The organism is Streptomyces sp. NPDC056224 (genome assembly GCF_042267665.1).
Lineage (GTDB): Bacteria > Actinomycetota > Actinomycetes > Streptomycetales > Streptomycetaceae > Streptomyces.
Genome location: NZ_JBHJTK010000044.1, coordinates 39,562 through 56,416, shown reverse-complemented (window position 1 = coordinate 56,416; position 16,855 = coordinate 39,562). Strand labels below are relative to the sequence as shown.

At 72.7% G+C, this 16,855-nt stretch carries 17 protein-coding genes; 9 read left to right on the top strand and 8 right to left on the bottom strand.

Annotation, left to right across the window (positions count from 1 at the left end):
- Positions 1–226, top strand: a 226-nt coding sequence (locus tag ACFCZ1_RS32435) for a hypothetical protein (protein WP_376681853.1), incomplete at its 5' end; no start/stop codon positions are given.
- Here ACFCZ1_RS32435 and ACFCZ1_RS32430 read toward each other — a convergent pair.
- The 3 genes from ACFCZ1_RS32430 to ACFCZ1_RS32420 all read right to left on the bottom strand — a co-directional run bounded on the left by ACFCZ1_RS32430 (position 190) and on the right by ACFCZ1_RS32420 (position 3,539).
- A complete protein-coding gene (locus ACFCZ1_RS32430) occupies positions 190–1,515 on the bottom strand; it encodes a DUF2637 domain-containing protein (protein ID WP_376681852.1) in 1,326 nt (441 codons plus the stop codon). The two genes, ACFCZ1_RS32435 and ACFCZ1_RS32430, sit on opposite strands and share 37 nt — an antisense overlap.
- 191 nt (positions 1,516–1,706) lie before the next feature.
- Complete coding sequence (locus ACFCZ1_RS32425) at positions 1,707–2,489, bottom strand: DUF3558 family protein (RefSeq protein WP_376681851.1); 783 nt, start codon at positions 2,487–2,489, stop codon at positions 1,707–1,709.
- 150 nt (positions 2,490–2,639) lie between these two features.
- Positions 2,640–3,539 carry a DUF3558 domain-containing protein gene (locus ACFCZ1_RS32420; protein ID WP_376681850.1) on the bottom strand — a complete coding sequence of 300 codons (900 nt, stop codon included), beginning with the start codon at positions 3,537–3,539 and terminating at the stop codon, positions 2,640–2,642.
- 192 nt (positions 3,540–3,731) lie between these two features.
- Between ACFCZ1_RS32420 and ACFCZ1_RS32415 the strand changes: the two genes are divergently transcribed.
- Positions 3,732–4,925, top strand: a complete 1,194-nt coding sequence (locus ACFCZ1_RS32415) for an RtcB family protein (protein WP_376681849.1) — start codon at positions 3,732–3,734, stop codon at positions 4,923–4,925.
- A gap of 149 nt (positions 4,926–5,074) precedes the next feature.
- Here ACFCZ1_RS32415 and ACFCZ1_RS32410 read toward each other — a convergent pair whose 3' ends face one another.
- Positions 5,075–5,845 (bottom strand): SDR family NAD(P)-dependent oxidoreductase, encoded by a 771-nt coding sequence (locus ACFCZ1_RS32410; RefSeq protein WP_376681848.1) that lies wholly within the window; start codon positions 5,843–5,845, stop codon positions 5,075–5,077.
- Between the two features lie 73 nt (positions 5,846–5,918).
- Positions 5,919–6,254 (bottom strand): YnfA family protein, encoded by a 336-nt coding sequence (locus tag ACFCZ1_RS32405; protein ID WP_376681847.1) that lies wholly within the window; start codon positions 6,252–6,254, stop codon positions 5,919–5,921.
- Positions 6,255–6,491: 237 nt separating this feature from the next.
- Between ACFCZ1_RS32405 and ACFCZ1_RS32400 the strand changes: the two genes are divergently transcribed.
- Entirely contained in the window at positions 6,492–6,998 is a 507-nt protein-coding gene (locus ACFCZ1_RS32400) for a hypothetical protein (protein ID WP_376681846.1), read from the top strand.
- Here ACFCZ1_RS32400 and ACFCZ1_RS32395 read toward each other — a convergent pair.
- The 3 genes from ACFCZ1_RS32395 to ACFCZ1_RS32385 form a co-directional block, all read right to left on the bottom strand.
- A complete protein-coding gene (locus ACFCZ1_RS32395; protein ID WP_376681860.1) occupies positions 6,986–8,671 on the bottom strand; it encodes an FAD-dependent oxidoreductase in 1,686 nt (561 codons plus the stop codon). The two genes, ACFCZ1_RS32400 and ACFCZ1_RS32395, sit on opposite strands and share 13 nt — an antisense overlap.
- Before the next feature lie 131 nt (positions 8,672–8,802).
- The gene (locus ACFCZ1_RS32390; protein ID WP_376681845.1) at positions 8,803–9,546 is read right to left on the bottom strand and encodes a Mut7-C RNAse domain-containing protein; all 744 of its coding nucleotides are present in this window, start codon (positions 9,544–9,546) and stop codon (positions 8,803–8,805) included.
- 42 nt (positions 9,547–9,588) lie between these two features.
- Complete coding sequence (locus ACFCZ1_RS32385; RefSeq protein WP_376681844.1) at positions 9,589–10,005, bottom strand: winged helix-turn-helix transcriptional regulator; 417 nt, start codon at positions 10,003–10,005, stop codon at positions 9,589–9,591.
- 158 nt (positions 10,006–10,163) lie between these two features.
- Here ACFCZ1_RS32385 and ACFCZ1_RS32380 point away from each other — a divergent pair, with 158 nt between their 5' ends.
- The 6 genes from ACFCZ1_RS32380 (at position 10,164) to ACFCZ1_RS32355 (ending at position 16,708) form a co-directional block, all read left to right on the top strand.
- Positions 10,164–11,060 (top strand): NADP-dependent oxidoreductase, encoded by an 897-nt coding sequence (locus ACFCZ1_RS32380; RefSeq protein WP_376681859.1) that lies wholly within the window; start codon positions 10,164–10,166, stop codon positions 11,058–11,060.
- A gap of 699 nt (positions 11,061–11,759) precedes the next feature.
- Entirely contained in the window at positions 11,760–12,140 is a 381-nt protein-coding gene (locus tag ACFCZ1_RS32375; protein WP_376681843.1) for a peptidase inhibitor family I36 protein, read from the top strand.
- A gap of 77 nt (positions 12,141–12,217) precedes the next feature.
- A complete protein-coding gene (locus tag ACFCZ1_RS32370) occupies positions 12,218–13,219 on the top strand; it encodes a hypothetical protein (protein WP_376681842.1) in 1,002 nt (333 codons plus the stop codon).
- Between the two features lie 109 nt (positions 13,220–13,328).
- A complete protein-coding gene (locus tag ACFCZ1_RS32365) occupies positions 13,329–14,738 on the top strand; it encodes a peptidoglycan-binding protein (RefSeq protein WP_376681841.1) in 1,410 nt (469 codons plus the stop codon).
- 121 nt (positions 14,739–14,859) lie between these two features.
- Positions 14,860–15,507: an ABC transporter ATP-binding protein gene (locus ACFCZ1_RS32360; protein ID WP_376681840.1), complete on the top strand. Its 648-nt coding sequence runs from the start codon at positions 14,860–14,862 to the stop codon at positions 15,505–15,507.
- Positions 15,497–16,708: an ABC transporter permease gene (locus ACFCZ1_RS32355; RefSeq protein WP_376681839.1), complete on the top strand. Its 1,212-nt coding sequence runs from the start codon at positions 15,497–15,499 to the stop codon at positions 16,706–16,708. The genes ACFCZ1_RS32360 and ACFCZ1_RS32355 overlap by 11 nt, the downstream gene beginning before the upstream one ends.
- The last annotated feature ends 147 nt before the right edge of the window (positions 16,709–16,855 follow it).

Sequence of the window (16,855 nt, the reverse complement as noted above, 5' to 3'; positions counted from 1 at the left end):
CACCGACCCCGACGAGGCCGCCACCCTGCTCGCCGAGGCCTTCGTCGGGGACGTGCCGGGGATCGAGGTGCGCCGGGCCGCGACCGCCCTCCCCCTCGGGGTGCGGGCCCTTCCGCGTACCTGTGTGTCCGCCGGTCGGCCTGCGTGCCCGGCTGCGTGCCGGCCGCGTGCCGGCTGCGCGGGTGTGTCCTACGCGATGTGCTCGTTCTCCAGATCGCGCTGGTAGCGCTGCTTGAGGTCCGGCATCAGCCGGGTGATCGTGGTGAAGCTGCGCGGGTGCACGATCCCGTGCCGGTCCGAGAGGTATATGTCGACCTGCTCGGGGCTGGGGACCTTGCCGTTCTCCTCGATGTACGCCCGGAAGACCTCGTACGCGGCCTCCGCGAACTTCACCTCGTCGATGGCCGCGGCCGGGTCCTCGGGGAGGCCCTCCTGGCGGGGAGCGGGGATCGGCAACTGCTCCTGCTGCGGCTCCTGCTGGTCTTCGGGGCCCGTCGGGGGCATGACCGGGGTGGGCTCCAGGCCCTCGACGTACTGGGGGTTGTAGCCGCCCTCGTACGCCGCCTGCGGGGCGAGCGGCGCGGCGAACCAGGCGCTGTTGTGGGCGGCGGGCATGGCCGTCGGCTCCACGGCGAAGGCCGGTGGGGCGTGGGTGGCGGCCGCCGGGGCGGCCACCTGGGGCTGGGCCTGCCCGGCGGCGGGGGCGGCCGGAACCGGGGCCTCCAGGGCCGCGGCCGAGGCCGTGGCCGTGGCCGCCGGAAGCTGCTGCCCCGGCTGCTGCGGCTGAACCTGCTGAACCGGCTGAACCTGCTGTTCCAGGGGCGGCAGGACGGCCGGCTCGATGCCCGTCACGGCCAGCGCCTCAGGCGCCGTCCGCGACAGCGGCACGCCGATCCGCGCCAGCCGCAGCGGCATCAGCGCCTCCACCGGGGCCTTGCGCCGCCAGGAGCGCCCGTACCGCGCCTGCAGGCGGGCCTGGTAGATCAGCCGGTCCTGCTCCATGCCGACGGCCTGCTCGTAGGAGCGCAGCTCCCACAGCTTCATCCGGCGCCAGAGCTTGAACGTCGGGATCGGCGAGAGCAGCCACCGGGTGATGCGCACGCCCTCCATGTGCCGGTCCGCGGTGATGTCCGCGATGCGGCCCACCGCGTGCCGGGCCGCCTCCACCGTCACCACGAACAGGATCGGGATGACGGCGTGCATGCCGACGCCCAGCGGGTCCGGCCAGGCCGCGGCGCCGTTGAAGGCGATCGTCGCGATCGTCAGCAGCCACGCCGTCTGGCGCAGCAGCGGGAAGGGGATCCGGATCCACGTCAGCAGCAGGTCCAGCGCGAGCAGTACGCAGATGCCCGCGTCGATGCCGATCGGGAAGACGAGCGAGAAGTTACCGAAGCCCTTCTGCAGGGCGAGCGCGCGCACCGCGGAGTACGAGCCCGCGAAACCTATCGCCGCGATCACGACGGCTCCGGCGACCACGACGCCGATGAGTATCCGGTGCGTACGAGTGAGCTCCATCGCGGCCACCCGCGCTCCCCTCCCTTGTCGAGCACATGCCCATGGCATGCCGGGCACTGAGACCTTACCCAGCCTTTACCGAGCTGCGGCAGGCACAGCGTACGGGCGACCGCACGTCAGTGCCCCGCCAGCCCTGCCGCTCCCAAAAACTCCCGGAATTCCTGAAATTCGTGGAATATCCGAAAGTTCCGCTACTGCGCGGGCTGCGGGGACTGCGGCTGCTGGGACTGCGGCTGCTCCGGCTGCTGCTGCTTGTTGGCCGCGTCGACCGAGGCCACGGCCTCCTTGGCCGCCGCGATCGCGTCCTGGAGCAGCTTCGCCTGGTCCGGAGCGCCGGCACCCTCGTACGCCGCACCGTTGTAGTCGAGCGTGATCACCACGTTCTGCGTGCGCGCCACGATCGTCGTGTTGAAGAAGTCGACGTCCTTCTTCACGTTGTACGCGACCGACGTCCCCTGGTCGCCGATCCCGCCCGCGGCCTCCGCCTTCACGTTCTGTGCGCCCTCGGACGCCTTCGACAGCTCGACCTGCTTGTTGTACTGCTCCTCGGCGCGCTTGTTCGCGCTGCCGAGGGAGGCGTGCGAGTCGTAGCGGAAGAAGGAGATCGAGAGCCAGCGGTACTGCGAGCCCTTCAGGCCGTCCTCGTCCAGGCCGTTCCAGGAGCAGCTGGCGCGGCTGGCCAGGTCGTTCGACTTGGTCGCCGAACCGTTCTTGTCCTTCGCCTCCGGGACGAGCGTGTCTATCGTCCCGCCCTGAACGGCCTTGCAGGGATCGGGCAGCGTGGCGAACGCCGCCTTCTCCAGAGCCACGGAAGGCTTGCCGCTGGGCTTGGAGGACGAGGCGGAGCCGGGCTTCTTGCCGCCGTCCGAGCCCGACTCCTTGCCCGAGTCGGACGAGCACCCGGCGACGGTGAGGATGACCGGGACGGCTGCGCAGGCGAGAACACGGGTGAGGCGCGAGGCTGATCGGTGCATGTTTCCTTCAGTGCGTGTGTGGGGCTTCTTCGGACGCGGATCCGGGTGCGGATCCGGACGCGGATGTGGACACGGGACCCGGGCAACGGTAGCCCGATCGGGTGGCGGTGTGCTGTGCGCGCCGTCACCCGGGGCTGCGGCGCGCCCCGTTCACTCGCCCAGGCGCTCGACCAGAGCCTGCGCCAACTGCCGCGCCTTGTCCTGGGTTTCGGCGCTCGACGGGACCGTGCCGGGCAGTGCGGGCTGCACGCTGTACTCCAGCGTGACGATGACGTTCGAGGTGCGGAACACAATCCGCACGGTGCGCGACTGTGCCGCGGTGGCCCCGGCGGGGCTCAGCTTGTCGTCGATGAACGCCTCGCTCCCGAGGCCCTCCAGCACGCGGGAACCGAGCTCGACGGGCGGGGCGGACGGGCTGCCGCCCGGCGAGGGCGATCCGGAGCCGGGCGTACCGGCGGGCGTACCGGCGGGTGCGGTGGCGGGTGCGGTGGCCGCCGGAGGAGCGGCGGGCGTACCGGCGGGCGCACCGGCAGGCGTTCCGGCGGGCGCCCCGGTCGGCGTGGGGCTCGGGCTCGGGCCGGGGAACGGCAGGTGGGCGTCGGTGAGCTGGCGCACGTACACCTGGCGCGCCTTGTCGTCGTCGCTGGCGACGGCCCGGTCGTACGAGACCACGCGCTCGAAGCCGACCGACAGCAGTCGGGTCTCCTCGGGCGTCTGCGCGGTCCAGCGGCAACCGACGCGCCGGTCGCCGTCGTACGAGGCGTCCGCGGTTCCGGCGTAGAGCTGGTCGCGCTGTTCGGGGGTGAGGGAGTCCGCGGCGGGGAGCATGGCCTTGAGGCGCTTGCTGTCCGCCCCGGCCTTGCAGGGCGCGGGCAGGATGCGGTACTTCCCCGGTTGGGCGGGCGTGGCCGAGCTGCCGCCGGCCTTGGAGTCGCTGGGGCTTCGGGTCCCGCTCCCGCTCGTGCACCCGGTCAGACCGGCCGCGCCGACGACGAGTGCGGTGAGCATCGCGATGCCCGGCAGGGTTCGCCGTACCGCCTTGCGCTGCACGTCCAATGGCTCCCTTCGACCGGCGGGCCCCCCGACGGTCAGGAAAATGCGTTGCCGCGACTTGGGCGCGGATGGACACAATGTCTATCGCACACGCTGGTGCTGGCGCCGGTCCCCTGTCGTATTTGGGATCAAGAGCGAGGCTTTTTGCGTATTCAGACTTTTCTGTAGCTGTCGGGGAATTGAGACCTTATGTCGTATGTAGAGGTGCCCGGGGCGAAGGTCCCGATCCGGATGTGGACCGACCCGGCGTCGGTCGAGGACGGCGCGATGCAGCAGCTGCGCAACGTCGCCACCCTGCCATGGATCAAGGGCCTGGCCGTCATGCCGGACGTCCACTACGGCAAGGGCGCCACCGTCGGTTCGGTGATCGCCATGAAGGACGCGGTCTGCCCGGCGGCGGTGGGCGTGGACATCGGCTGCGGCATGTCGGCGGTGAAGACCTCCCTGACGGCCAACGACCTGCCGGGGGACCTGTCCAAGCTGCGGTCGAAGATCGAGCAGGCGATTCCGGTGGGCGTGGGCCTGCACAAGGAGGCCGTGGACCCGTCGCGCCTGTACGGCTTCTCGGCGGACGGGTACGACGACCTCTGGAAGCGCTTCGACTACCTCACCGATGCGGTCAAATTCCGTCAGGAGCGCGCCACGAAGCAGATCGGAACGCTCGGATCCGGAAATCATTTCATCGAGTTCTGTCTCGATGAGTCGGGTTCGGTCTGGCTGATGCTGCATTCGGGTTCCCGGAACATCGGCAACGAGCTCGCCGCGCACCACATCGGCGTGGCCCGGGGCCTCGGGCACAACCAGAACCTCGTCGACCGGGACCTGGCGGTGTTCCTTGCCGGCACACCCGAGATGGAGGCGTACCGCAACGACCTCTTCTGGGCGCAGGAGTACGCGAAGTACAACCGTGCGGCGATGATGAGCCTGTTCAAGGAGGTCGTCCGCAAGGAGTTCCGGAAGGCCAAGGTCTCCTTCGATCGTGAGATCAGCTGCCACCACAACTACGTCGCGGAGGAGCGGTACGACGGCATGGACCTGCTGGTCACGCGCAAGGGCGCGATCCGCGCCGGCAGCGGTGACTACGGGATCATCCCGGGTTCCATGGGGACGGGCTCGTACATCGTGAAGGGCCTCGGCAACGAGAAGTCCTTCAACTCGGCCTCGCACGGCGCGGGCCGGAAGATGAGCCGTACGGCTGCGAAGAAGAAGTTCTCGGCGCGCGACCTGGCGGAGCAGACCAAGGGCGTGGAGTGCCGCAAGGACTCGGGGGTGGTGGACGAGATCCCGGGCGCGTACAAGTCGATCGAGCAGGTCATCGACCAGCAGACGGACCTCGTGCAGGTCGTGGCCAAGCTCAAGCAGGTCATCTGCGTCAAGGGCTGAGGCCTGCGCGCGGTTGTCGGGGGAGTGGAGGGGCCCGGGCCAGTGATGGTCCGGGCCCCTCCGCGTTGCTCCCGCCCGGTCGAGCGGCGGTTCCGCTGCGCCTCGTGCCGCATGTCGCATCTGGAGGGGCCGGGCCCGTCCCGTGGGGGTCAGAGCTCGCGGTGGACCTTCGTGTTCGAGGCCTGGGCGCGGGGGCGGACCACCAGGAGGTCGATGTTGACGTGGCTGGGACGGGTCACCGCCCAGGTGATGGTGTCGGCCACGTCGTCGGCGGAGAGGGGCTGGGCGACGCCCGCGTACACCTTCGCGGCCTTCTCGGTGTCGCCGCGGAAGCGGGTGGTCGCGAACTCCTCGGTCTTGACCATGCCGGGGGCGATCTCGATGACGCGGACGGGCTGGCCGACGATCTCCAGGCGGAGGGTCTCGGCGAGGACGCGGGCGCCGTTCTTGGCGGCCACGTAGCCGGCGCCGCCCTCGTACGTGGAGTGGCCGGCGGTGGAGGACAGGACGACCACCGTGCCGTCGCCGGAGGCGGTGAGGGCCGGGAGCAGGGCCTGGGTGACGTTGAGGGTGCCGATGACGTTGACCTCGTACATCGTGCGCCAGTCGGCGGGGTCGCCGGTGGCGACGGGTTCGGCTCCGATGGCGCCGCCCGCGTTGTTGACCAGGACGTCGACCGACGGGTAGCGCTCCAGCGAGGCGGCGAAGGCGTCGACGGCGGCGCGGTCGGTGACGTCGAGGGCGTGGGCGGCGGCGGAGTGGCCGGCCGCGGTGAGCTCGGCGGCGAGGGCCTCGATGCGGTCCTTGCGGCGGGCGGTGAGAACGACGTGGTAGCCGGCCGCGGCGAGCTGGCGGGCGGTGGCGGCGCCGATGCCGCTGCTCGCTCCGGTGACTACGGCGGTCTTGGTGGCCGTGCTCATGTGCGGGGCTCCTGGTTCGTTCGTACGGGCGATTCCCCGCCAGCATAGGCGGGGCCCGTGGGGCGGCCGGGGCTCAGCGCCCGCGCGGGGCGTACATGATCACGGCCATGCCGGCGAGGCAGACGAGGGCGCCGATGACGTCCCAGCGGTCGGGCCGGTAGCCGTCGGCGACCACGCCCCAGACGAGGGATCCGGCGACGAACACTCCGCCGTAGGCGGCGAGGACCCGGGCGAAGTCGCCCTGGGGCTGGAGGGTGGCGACGAAGCCGTAGAGGCCGAGGGCGATGACTCCGGCGCCGATCCAGGCCCAGCCCCTGTGGTCGCGGACGCCCTGCCAGACGAGCCAGGCGCCGCCGATCTCCAGGAGGGCGGCCAGGGCGAAGAGGGCGGCGGAGCGGGCGATCAGCATGGCCGGAAGCCTACGTACGGGAGCGTGCGGGGCGTGCGGGGCAGGCGGGGCAGGCGGGGCAGGCGGTGTGGGTGGGGTGGGGACGGTGGGGTGGGGACGGCGGGGTGGAGTGCGGCGGTGCGGGGACGGCGGGCGGGGTGCGGCGGGCGAATGGCGGGACGGCATGCCCTCATTCGTGTGATGGTCCGACCGGCGCGGGCGGTCGGCGCCTAGCGTCCGCGCGTGGAGGTGGTGGCGATGCGCCGTGTTGCCGTACGGAGTGTGGTGCTGGCCGGGTTGCTGGTGCTCGGCGGTGGTCTGCCCGCGGGGGCGGCCTCCGCGGGGCCGGTCCTTGCGGCGCCGGTCCCCGCGGAGGACGGGCCGGAGGCCGACGTGGCGTACCACGGCCGGGTTTCCCTGGCCCACGCGCACTTGCGGATTCTGATGGTCCCGCAGAACGAGGGGCCTTCGGCGCTGCCGAACGCGACGGTGCGGTTGCGGCTGTCGGCGGCGCTCGCGGACCGGCAGGAGCTGGCGCCGGGCTGTGCGCGGGCCGGGCTGCGTGAGGTGGTGTGCGAGACGGGGCCGCTGCCGCTGCACGGGCGGGGGCGGCACATCGGGCTGGCGCTGGCCATGCGGGAGCCGGTGCCGGAGGTGGTCGTGCGGGTCGACACGTGGTGGAACGGCGGTGCGACGGACCGGAACCTGGAGAACAACGAGCACGTGGTGCTGGCGCTGGACACGGGCGACTCCTACGCCTTCTGAGCGGGGCCACCGCCCGCGGCGTCGGAGCCGGCGTTGCGGGCGGCGGGCAGGAGCCAGGCGGCCACGGCCGCGGTGAGCTCGGCGTCGGTGGGCCGGGGGGCGCTCCAGGCGACGTACCCGTCGGGCCGGACGAGGACGCAGGCGCTACGCCGCTGCGTGCGCCAGTGGAGGTGCGTGAGGGGGGCGCCGGGTGGGGTGGTCCGCCCGGGCGGGGTGATGAGGACGAAGCCCCCGGCGCGCAGGGCCTCGTACAGGCGCTGTCCGTGCGGGCCGGGTGCGAGGGCGAGGTCGGGGGCGCGGCGCCCGGCGGGGCGGCGGCCGCCGCGCGGGGGCGGGTAGGCGATCCCGATGCCGGAGACCAGGCCGAGGGCGCGGTCCCGGGCGGGGCCGATGCGGGGGAGGAGGGCGGCGCCGAGGCTGCGGGCGGTGCGGCGGACGGGGCCGGAGGCCGTGACGGCGCGGACGAGGGCGCCGCTGATGCGCAGGACGAGGCGGCCGACGGGGTGGCGTTCGCGGTGGTAGCTGTCCAGGAGGCCTTCGGGGTCGGGGGTGTGGCCGTGGAGGGCGGCAGCGAGTTTCCAGGAGAGGTTGGCGGCGTCCTGGAGGCCGGTGTTCATGCCGAGGCCGCCGGCGGGGGAGTGGACGTGGGCGGCGTCCCCGGCGAGGAACACGCGGCCGGAGCGGTACTGGGGCACCTGGCGTTCGTCGCTGTGGAAGCGGGAGATCCAGCGGGGGTCGTGCATGCCGTGGTCGGTGCCGAGGGCGGTGCGGGCGATGGCGCGCAGCTCGTCGAGGTCGACGGGGTCCGTGTCGCCGGCGCGGCTGTCGCGGCGCCAGCCGATGACGCGGTACCAGCCGTCGCCGAAGGGGACGAGGAAGGCGAAGGAGTCGGCGTTGCCGTCGACGGAGAGGAGCCCTTCGGGGGGCTCGGTCAGCCGGACGTCGGCGAGGATCATGGAGCGGACGACTGCCTGGCCGGGGAAGGGCAGGCCGAGGGCGGTGCGGACGGTGGACCGGACGCCGTCGGCGCCGACGGCGTGGCGGGCGTGGAGCGATGAGGTGCGGGGGGTGTCGGGCGGGGCGGCGGTCGGGTCGCCCGCCGGGTCGCCCGTCGGGTCGCCGGGGGCGCCGACGGGAGCTCCGTGGGGGGCTTCGTGGGAGGAGCGCACGTCGAGGGTGACGGTGTCGCGGTCCTGGTGCAGTCCGATGAGCTCACAGTCGTACCGGATGTCGACGCCTGTGGACAGCGCGCGACGCTCCAGGAGTTTCTCTGTCTCATATTGAGGGGTGATGAGCGCGAACGGGTAGCGGGTGCTGAGTCGTTGAAGGGAGAGGGCCATGCCTCCGAAGGGACGCAGGCGGTCGATCCGCCGACCGGTGGAGACGAGTTCGTCGGCTAGTCCGCGGGCGTCGAGCAGTTCGAGGGTGCGGGCGTGCACGGCGAAGGCGCGGGTGAGGTTGGCGGCGGTGCGGGGTCGGCGTTCGATGAGGGTGACGGAGAGTCCGGCGGCGGCCAGGTCCCCGGCGAGGAGCAGTCCGGTGGGGCCGGCGCCGACCACGACGACGTCGACGATGTCCTCGGTGCCCGTCGCGTTCTCTTTGCCCTCTGCGTCCTTGGCGAAGGTCATACCTCGGCAGTCTGCCAGCCGGGGACCGCCGGGGCCGGACGCCAGGCGCCGGTTCTGGCACGGGTGAGGCGGGCGGCGGGCGGCGGGCGCGGGTGAGGCGGCCGGCGGACGCGGGTGCGCCAAGCGCCGGCCGGCGCGCGCAGGTGGGTCAGGCGTCAGCCGGTGGGCGGCGGGCGTCAGGCTGTGCTGGAGTCGGCGGTGCCGAACTCGGCGAGCGCCTCGTGGACGATCCGCTCCAGGCGGGCGTGGTGGGCGCCGCGCCAGTAGACGCGCTCGCAGTCGGTGCACTGCGCGAAGACGTCGTAGGAGCGGTGCGTGCCGTGTTCCAGTCGGTCTCCCACGCTGTCCTTGTCGGCTTCGTGGAGCGGGCCGTTGCAGGCGGTGCAGCGGGTCCACGGCGCGAGGGTGGGCGCGAACCGGCCGAGGACGTCGCGCAGTTGCTCGTCGGGGTTGTCGCTGTAGACGTAGGCGCCGGCGAAGAGCTCGCGGCGGCGCAGCAGTCCGCGGTCGCGGGAGAGCAGTACGCGCTGTTCGGCGGCGGACCGGGTGGCGAGTGCGGGGTCGCCGATGTCCTCGTTCTCGTAGGCGGCGTCGACGCCGAGCAGGCGCAGGCGGCGGGCGAGGGTGCCGAGGTGTACGTCGAGGAGGAAGCGGAGCGGGGCGCCGGGGACCTGCTGGGGCCGGTCGACGCCGAACACCTCGACGGACTGGCCGTCTTGGGGCACGTACGAGACGGGTACCTCGCGGCCGTCGACGAGCAGGCGGCCGACCTCGGTGAGCGGGACGCCGGCCGATTCGACGACGTGGCCGAGGCTGGAGGCGCCGTCGGTCGTGGTCGGTACGCGTTCGGCGCGCCGGCTGGGCGCGGCGAACAGGCGCAGTTCGGGGGCGAGGGTGAGCTGAATGCCGGGTCCGTTCACCCTGTCAGCATGCCACTGACAGGGGGCTGGACGCGGCTGGTTTTAGGAGGTCGCGGCGGCGTGGTCGTAGCCGTCGCGGTGGGCGCTGACCTCGTCGAAGTGGTTTTCGGCCCATAGCTTCACGGAGGAGAGGAGGCAGCCGAGGCTGCTGCCGAGGTCGGTGAGCCGGTAGTCGACGCGTACGGGGACGGTGGGGGTGACGGTGCGGGTGACCAGACCGTCGCGTTCGAGGGAGCGGAGGGTCTGGGTGAGCATCTTCTGGCTGACGCCGGGGATCTTGCGGCCGAGGTCGCTGTAGCGCATGGAGCGGTCTTCTGCCTCGCCGAGGGCGCTGACGATGAGGCCGACCCACTTGTCGCTGATCCGGGCCAGGAGCTGGCTGGTGGGGCACTCCTTGAGGAAGGCGTCGTAGGCGTGACGGGCGTCTTCGCGGCGGCTTGCGGCAGTGCGGGTGGCCATGGGTGCCCCACTTCCGGGTCGGGTACGCACCTCGAAGTGCGTACTTACGAAAAGAGAGTACCTCTCCCTAAGTTAGTGCTCATCGCGAACGAGTGAACGAGCGAGCGAGCTGACGAACGCACCGAACGGGAGAAGACGACATGAGCGAGCAGAAGACGATGCTGGCGGCAGTGGTGAACGAGTTCGGCGGACCCGAGCGGGTCGAGCTGGCCGAGGTGCCCGTGCCGCGCCCGGCCGCGGGTCAGGTCCTGATCCGGGTGCGGGCCGCCGGGATCAACCCGGTGGACGGCGCGGTCCGCGCGGGCGTCTTCGGCGGCGCCGGGCAGCGGCTCGGGCTCGGCTGGGACGTGGCCGGCGAGATAGCCGAGGTCGGCGCGGACGTGACCGGCCGGAGCAGCGGCGACCGGGTCGTGGGGCTGCACTACGGGCCGGTCAAGCCGCTGGGCACGCACGCGGAGTACGCGGTCCTCGACGCCTCCGCCGTGGCGGCCGCGCCGGTCACCGTGGATGTCGTGGCCGCGGCGGCGCTCCCGCTGAGCGGGCTCACCGCCGCACGTGCGGTGGACCTGCTGGGACTCGCCCCCGGGTCCTCGGTACTCGTCACCGGAGCGGCGGGCGTGGTCGGCGGCATCGCGGTCCAGCTCGCCGCGAAGGCCGGGCTCGTGGTGACGGCCCTGGCGGGTGCGGAGGACGAGGAGCTCGTACGGTCCCTGGGCGCGGCCGCCTTCGTACCGCGCGGCGAGGCTCCGGCCGGGCCGGTGGACGGGGTCCTGGACACGGCCGTCCTGGGGGAGCCCGCGCTGGCCTTCGTCCGCGACGGCGGGGTCTACGTCGGCCTGATCCCCGGCGCCGCGCCCGCCCCCGAGCGCGGTATCCGGGTGGCGGAGCAGGAGGTCGCCGCGGACGGGGAGCACCTTGCCCGGCTGGTGTCCCTGGTCGACGCGGGCGAGCTGACCCTCCGGGTGGCGGACACCTTCCCGCTGGCGGACGCCCCGAAGGCCCACGCCCACCTGGCGACTCCGGGGACGCGCGGGCGGATCGTCCTGACCGCGTGACGCGTCCGCGACGCGTCCGTGGCGACTGCGGGGCCGGGCGGGGGTCGGTGTCGGGCCGGTTGTGTGGCCGGGCGGTGGTCGGTGTCGGGCGGGGGCGCTGCCGGAACGGGCCGGTGGACCGTGCCGGTCCCAGCGCTACGGCGTGTTTCGAAAGCGGCGCCGGGCGCCCGGAGGGCGCGGCCCGCGCGTCCGGTGCCGCATCCTCGTCGGCCGTCGGCCGTCGGCCGCGGCTCCCGCGGGCATACGGCGACGAACGGCGCGGACGTCTTCGGCCCGGCCCGGCCCGGCCCGGCCCGGATCGGATCGGATCGGACGGGACCACCGCGCGTTCCACGGGCCGCGGACCGTGCCGCGCCCGAGGCCCGGGAGTCCCGGCTGGACGAGCGGGGCATCGCGCACCCGGGCGTCGTCGAGGGCCCGGCAGGGCTCCAACTCGGCTGCGAGGATCCGGACGCCATCGCCATGGAGTCGTACCGTCCCGCCGCGCGAGGCTGACCTGGCGATTCCTTGCGAAATGTTCTTGTAATGCGCGGACAAGCGGATCAATTGTGATCATCAACTGGCCTTGCTGTAAAGGGAATTTACTTTTTTCGTCGCGCAATCTGGCCTATCGTGATCGGCAGCCGACCGGGGGGGAGGGCTTCGGCTGCCCTGCCCTCTCACTGAATCAAGTCAGAATCGACTGAGGGGGATCCGTAAGTGATCAAGAAGATTTCTGCGGGATTCATCGCGATGGCGGCCGTCGTGGGCGTCGTCGCCGCAGCGCCGTCCGCCGCGGCCGTTGACCGGACGTGCTACGACGGCAACTTCTGCATCTACAAGGACCGGGACTTCTCCCAGTCCAACTCCATGTACCGGACGAAGTACGAGTCCGCCCGCTGGGACATCGACATGCCGTCCGTGTACGAGGCCGACAGCTCCTGGTGGAACCGGCGCGGACAGTCGTCCAAGACCTACGGCGGCCGCTGGATGTCGTGGGGCGTGGAGGTCTGCCTCGTCCCCGGTGGTTCCGTGAACTACTACTGGGACGCCAACGACGACGGGGCGAGCAACACCCTGAACGACGGCTCCGGCTGCTGATCACCGCCTGAAAGGCTGGGCCGCCCCCGCGACGCGATGCGGGGACGGCCCAGCCGCACACTCAAGGGACACCGACATTGAACAAGCGCGCCCGGGGTACGACGACGGTGACCGTGACGGCGGTCGCGACGATGGTGTTACTCGGCTCCGTCTCCGGCTGTTCGGAGGCGGCACCCAAGGACATGGAGACGGCTCGCAGGGCACAGACCGCGCTCGACAGCGCCAACGCGGCTCTGGAGCAGGAGCGTGACGCCGAGTCCAAGCTGATCCGCAAGTGCATGAACGACAAGGGCTTCAAGGTCTTTCCGACCGAAGGCACCGGCACCGGCACCGGCACCGGCACCGGCACCGGCAGCGGTGACGGCACGGGCACCGGCGGCAAGAAGCGGAGCGAGGACCTCGCCCCGCTGCCCGAGACCGCGCGCACCGTGGGCTACGGGGCGGACCCGCGCCGGTCGGGCAACCAGAAGGCCCAGGAGAGCGCCGACGACTTCGACGCGCTGCCCGAGGACGTCAAGCGGGCCCACAGCATGGCCATGGACGGGTACGTCGACAGGCCCGAGGGCGGTGTCGAGTTCGACTTCGGTGGCGGCAAGGTCATGGTGCCGTCGAAGGGCTGCCGCGGCGAGACCCTCAAGGCCGTCTACGGGGACGTGAAGGAATACCTGCGGCTCAACTGGACGGTCTACAACACGGTCAAGCAGAACAGCGCGCATATCCTCGCCGATGACGACGGCTATCAGAAGGCCCTGGCCGAGTGGGCCTCCTGTCTGAAGTCCGCGGGATATACGGAGGTTTCGACTCCGGAGAAGGCCAGGGAAGCTGCACTGGCCTACTACGCGAACATTCCCGGTGGTGACAGTGCGGCGCTCGACAATGCCCAGCGTGCCGAGATCAAACAGGCGACCGCGGACGCCGACTGCGGAGTGAAGGCCGGCCTCAATACAAAGGCGCGGGACGCCAAGAGCAAGGCTTCCGCCGCCTCGCTGGTAAAGCACGAAGCGGAAATCACCGCGTGGCTGGAACTCGTCACCAAGGCCAAGGGCAAGGCCCAGGAACTACTGCGAGAGACGTCGTAACACTGCCATGAGCCTTGAACACCCCGAAGAGTCCCAGGTGGTCACGCCGTCCGGCGACCGGGCCCGGCCGAGGTCCAGGCGGGGCCTCGTCACAGCCGTAGTCGGCGCCGTGCTTCTCGGGAGCTCCGGTTCCGTCTGGTGGATCGCCTCCCAGGCCAGAACGCCGGAGCAGCGTGCTTCGAACGCCGCGGCGCCTCCGCCGTCCCAGATCACGGGGAAGGTCACCGACCAGCAGCTCGTCGAGAAGATGGAACTGGCCGGGAAGGTCGAGACGGCCTCCCGGACGACCATCACCGGCGCCCAGCCGCAGGGCACCAGCCGCGCGGTCGTGACGGCGCTGCCCGCGACCGTCGGCAAGAGCCTGAAGGCCGGTGCGGTGGTCGCCGAGGTGTCGGGCAGGCCGGTCCTCCTGCTCCCGGGACGCTTCCCCGCGTACCGGGACCTGAAGGCGGGCGACAAGGGACCGGACGTACGGCAGCTGCAGCGCGCGCTGCAGCCGCTGTACGGAACCGCCGTGAACGGTACGTACGGCCCGTCCACCGCCGAAGCGGTGCGCAAGCTGTACGCCGACGCCGGGCACGAGGCGCCCGTCGCGCAGGGCGGCGGTGCGGGCGGTGCCTCCCCGGCCGGTACGTCCGCCGGGGCGGGCACGTCCGCCCGCGGCGGCGCGGAGACCGACGGCGGTACGGGCGAAGCCCCCGGCGGCAAGGGCGCGAGCGCGCCGCCCGCCCGCAGCCCGGCCGGTTCCGCCACCCCGCCCGCCGCGAACCCGCCGGCAGCCGGTCCCGCCGCCGCCAAGCCCGGCGAACTCCTGCCGGCCGCGGAAGTGGCGTACGTCAGCGCCCTTCCGGCCGCGGTGGTGCAGGTCACCGCCGCGGTCGGCGACGCGGCCGACAAACCGCTCGTCGTCCTCGGCAGCGGCGGCCGCCAGGTACGGGCCACCCTCACCGCCGACCAGCGCTCGCGGCTGCGCGATCTGCCGGACGACGCGGTCATCCGCTTCGGCAGCGGTCCCTACGAGGGCCGGGCCGGCTCCCTCGGCGCCCTCGACAGCGCCTCCGACGGCAAGAACGGTGAGCAGCAGCAGGGGAGCGGGAAGGGCGGAGGCCAGGACGGCGCGGGCACGGCGGGTACGGCGGGTACGGCCGGCACGGCGGGCGCAGGGGCAGGCGCGGGCGCGGGCGCGGGTGCCTCGGGCCAGCACGACGCCCTGTTCGTCCCCACCGGATCCGAGGCCAAGGAGGGTGCCGCCCAGCAGATCACCGTCGAGATCCGCCGCAGCCCCAAGGGTTCGCTGACCGTTCCGGTGTCCGCCGTCTGGACCGACCTCGGCGGCGCGTCCACCGTCACCGTCACCGAGGGCGGCAAGGAGCGGAACATCCCCGTCGAGGTGCTGTTCACGCACGACGGCCTCACCGCGGTCCACGCGCTCGACGCGAACCTCAGCGCAGGGCAGACGGTCGCCCTCGTCCGACGCGGAAAGCCGGCGGGCAGCGCCACGGGGGGCACCGATGACTGAATCCGGCCCTGCCCCTGATTCCGGCCCCGGCCCTGGTCCTGGCCGGGGCTCCGGCTCCGGCCCCGGCCCCGCTTTCGTGCCCCTGCGCCCACCCGTACCCGTAGCCGCACCCGTCATAGAGATGGCCGGCATCGCCAAGACGTACCCGGGACCGCCGCCCGTGCACGCGCTGGCCGACGTCACGCTCGACATCCTGCCCGGCCGGCTCGCGGCCGTCGTCGGCCCCTCCGGCTCCGGGAAGTCCACGCTGCTGAGCGTGCTAGGACTGCTCGACGCCCCCACGCGCGGCCGGTACCTGCTGCAGGGCAAGGACACCACCGTCCTGTCAGAACGCGCCCGCACCGCCCTGCGGGCCTCGACGCTCGGCTTCGTCTTCCAGGCCTTCCACCTCGTCCCGCACCTGACCTGCGTACAGAACGTGGCCCTGCCCCTCGTCCACCTCGGCGTGCCCCGCGCGCAGCGGAGGCCGCAGGCCGTACGGGCGCTGGAGTCCGTGGGCCTCGGGCACCGGCTCGACGTCAAGCCCACCACGCTCTCCGGCGGGGAGCGGCAACGGGTCGCGGTCGCGCGGGCCATCGTCCACCGGCCCGCGGTCGTGCTGTGCGACGAGCCGACCGGCAACCTGGACACCGCCAACTCGGCCCGCGTCATGGACCTGCTGGCCGGACTGGTCGCACAGGACCGGGCCGTCGTCGTCGTCACGCACGACCCCGACGTCGCCGCCCGGGCCGACCGGGTCTTCAAGGTGGTGGACGGCCGTGTCTCGTAACCCCCGTACGTCCGCGGCGGATCTGCTCGTCCAGGCGTTCCTCGCGCTGTTCGGCCGCCGGTTCCGCACCCTGCTCACCATGGTGGGCATCTCCGTCGGGCTGGCCGCCGCGCTCGCCACGCTCGGCATCACCGCCAGTGCGGCCGGCGCCGTGTCCGACCAGTTCGACGCCCTGAAGGCCACCCAGGTGACGGTCAAGTACCCCTCGGAGGCCGTCGCCGGGGTACGGCCGCGCCCCCAGGGCGCCGACACCGAGCGGGTCCGCGGCCTCAACGGCGTCCGCACCGCCGGTCTGGTCAGCAAGGCCGGCGAACAGCCCGTCGTCTCGCGGTTGTCCGGCGGCGGGGAGAACGACCTGCCCGAGAGCACGCTGATGGCCGCGCAGCCCGAGGCGCTGCTCGCCATGTCGGCCGAGCTCACGCAGGGCCGCTGGTTCGACACCGGCCACGAGGCGCGGCGGGAGCGGGTGGCCGTGATCGACACGGCCGCCGCGAACCGGCTGACCGTCGACGGCGGGGCCGGCAATTCGGTGATCCACGTCAACGGGGTCGCCTTCACCGTGCTCGGCGTCTTCCGCGCCCCCACCGGCGACACGCGTCTCACCGGCTCGGTGGTCGTCCCGTACTGGGCCGCCCTGCAGGATCCGGCGCAGCTGGGCTTCGCCCCGGCGGAGATGATCATCCGTACGGACATGGGCGCAGCCGACCAGGTGGGCGCCGAGGCTCCCTTCGCGCTGGCCCCGGGCGCTCCGGACAAGCTCGTCGCGCTGGTCCCGCCGGATCCCCGGACCTTGCGCCAGGGCGTCGAATCGCAGACCCGGGCCCTGTTCCTGGGCCTCGCCGCCGTCTCCCTGGGTGTCGGTGCGCTCGGTGTCAGCAACACGGCCTACGTGTCCGTGCTGGAGCGGCGGTCCGAGATCGGCCTGCGGCGGGCGCTGGGCGCCTCCCGCCGGGCGGTCGCCGGGCAGTTCTGCATCGAGAGCGGGCTGGTCGGACTGGCGGGCGGCGCCGTCGGCACGGTGCTCGGCATCCAGATCACCGCCGTGACCTGTCTGGCGAAGGACTGGCTGGTGGTCCTCGACCCCGTGCTCACCTCGGCGGGCCCCCTGGTCGGGCTCGTGGTGGGTCTGGCGGCCGGCCTCTACCCGGCGCTGGCGGCCGCCCGGATCCTCCCGGCCGAGACGCTCCGGGCGGGCGTCTAGTGCTGTGACCGGCCCGGGCCCGCGCTGACCAGCGAAGGCCCTGCCCGCCGGTTCCCGTCGGTTCCCGTCGATTCCCGCCCGCCCATCGGCTCCCAGGCTCATGCGCCCTGGGCGCGCCCTCTCCCAGGGCGATGGCGAAAACCCGCT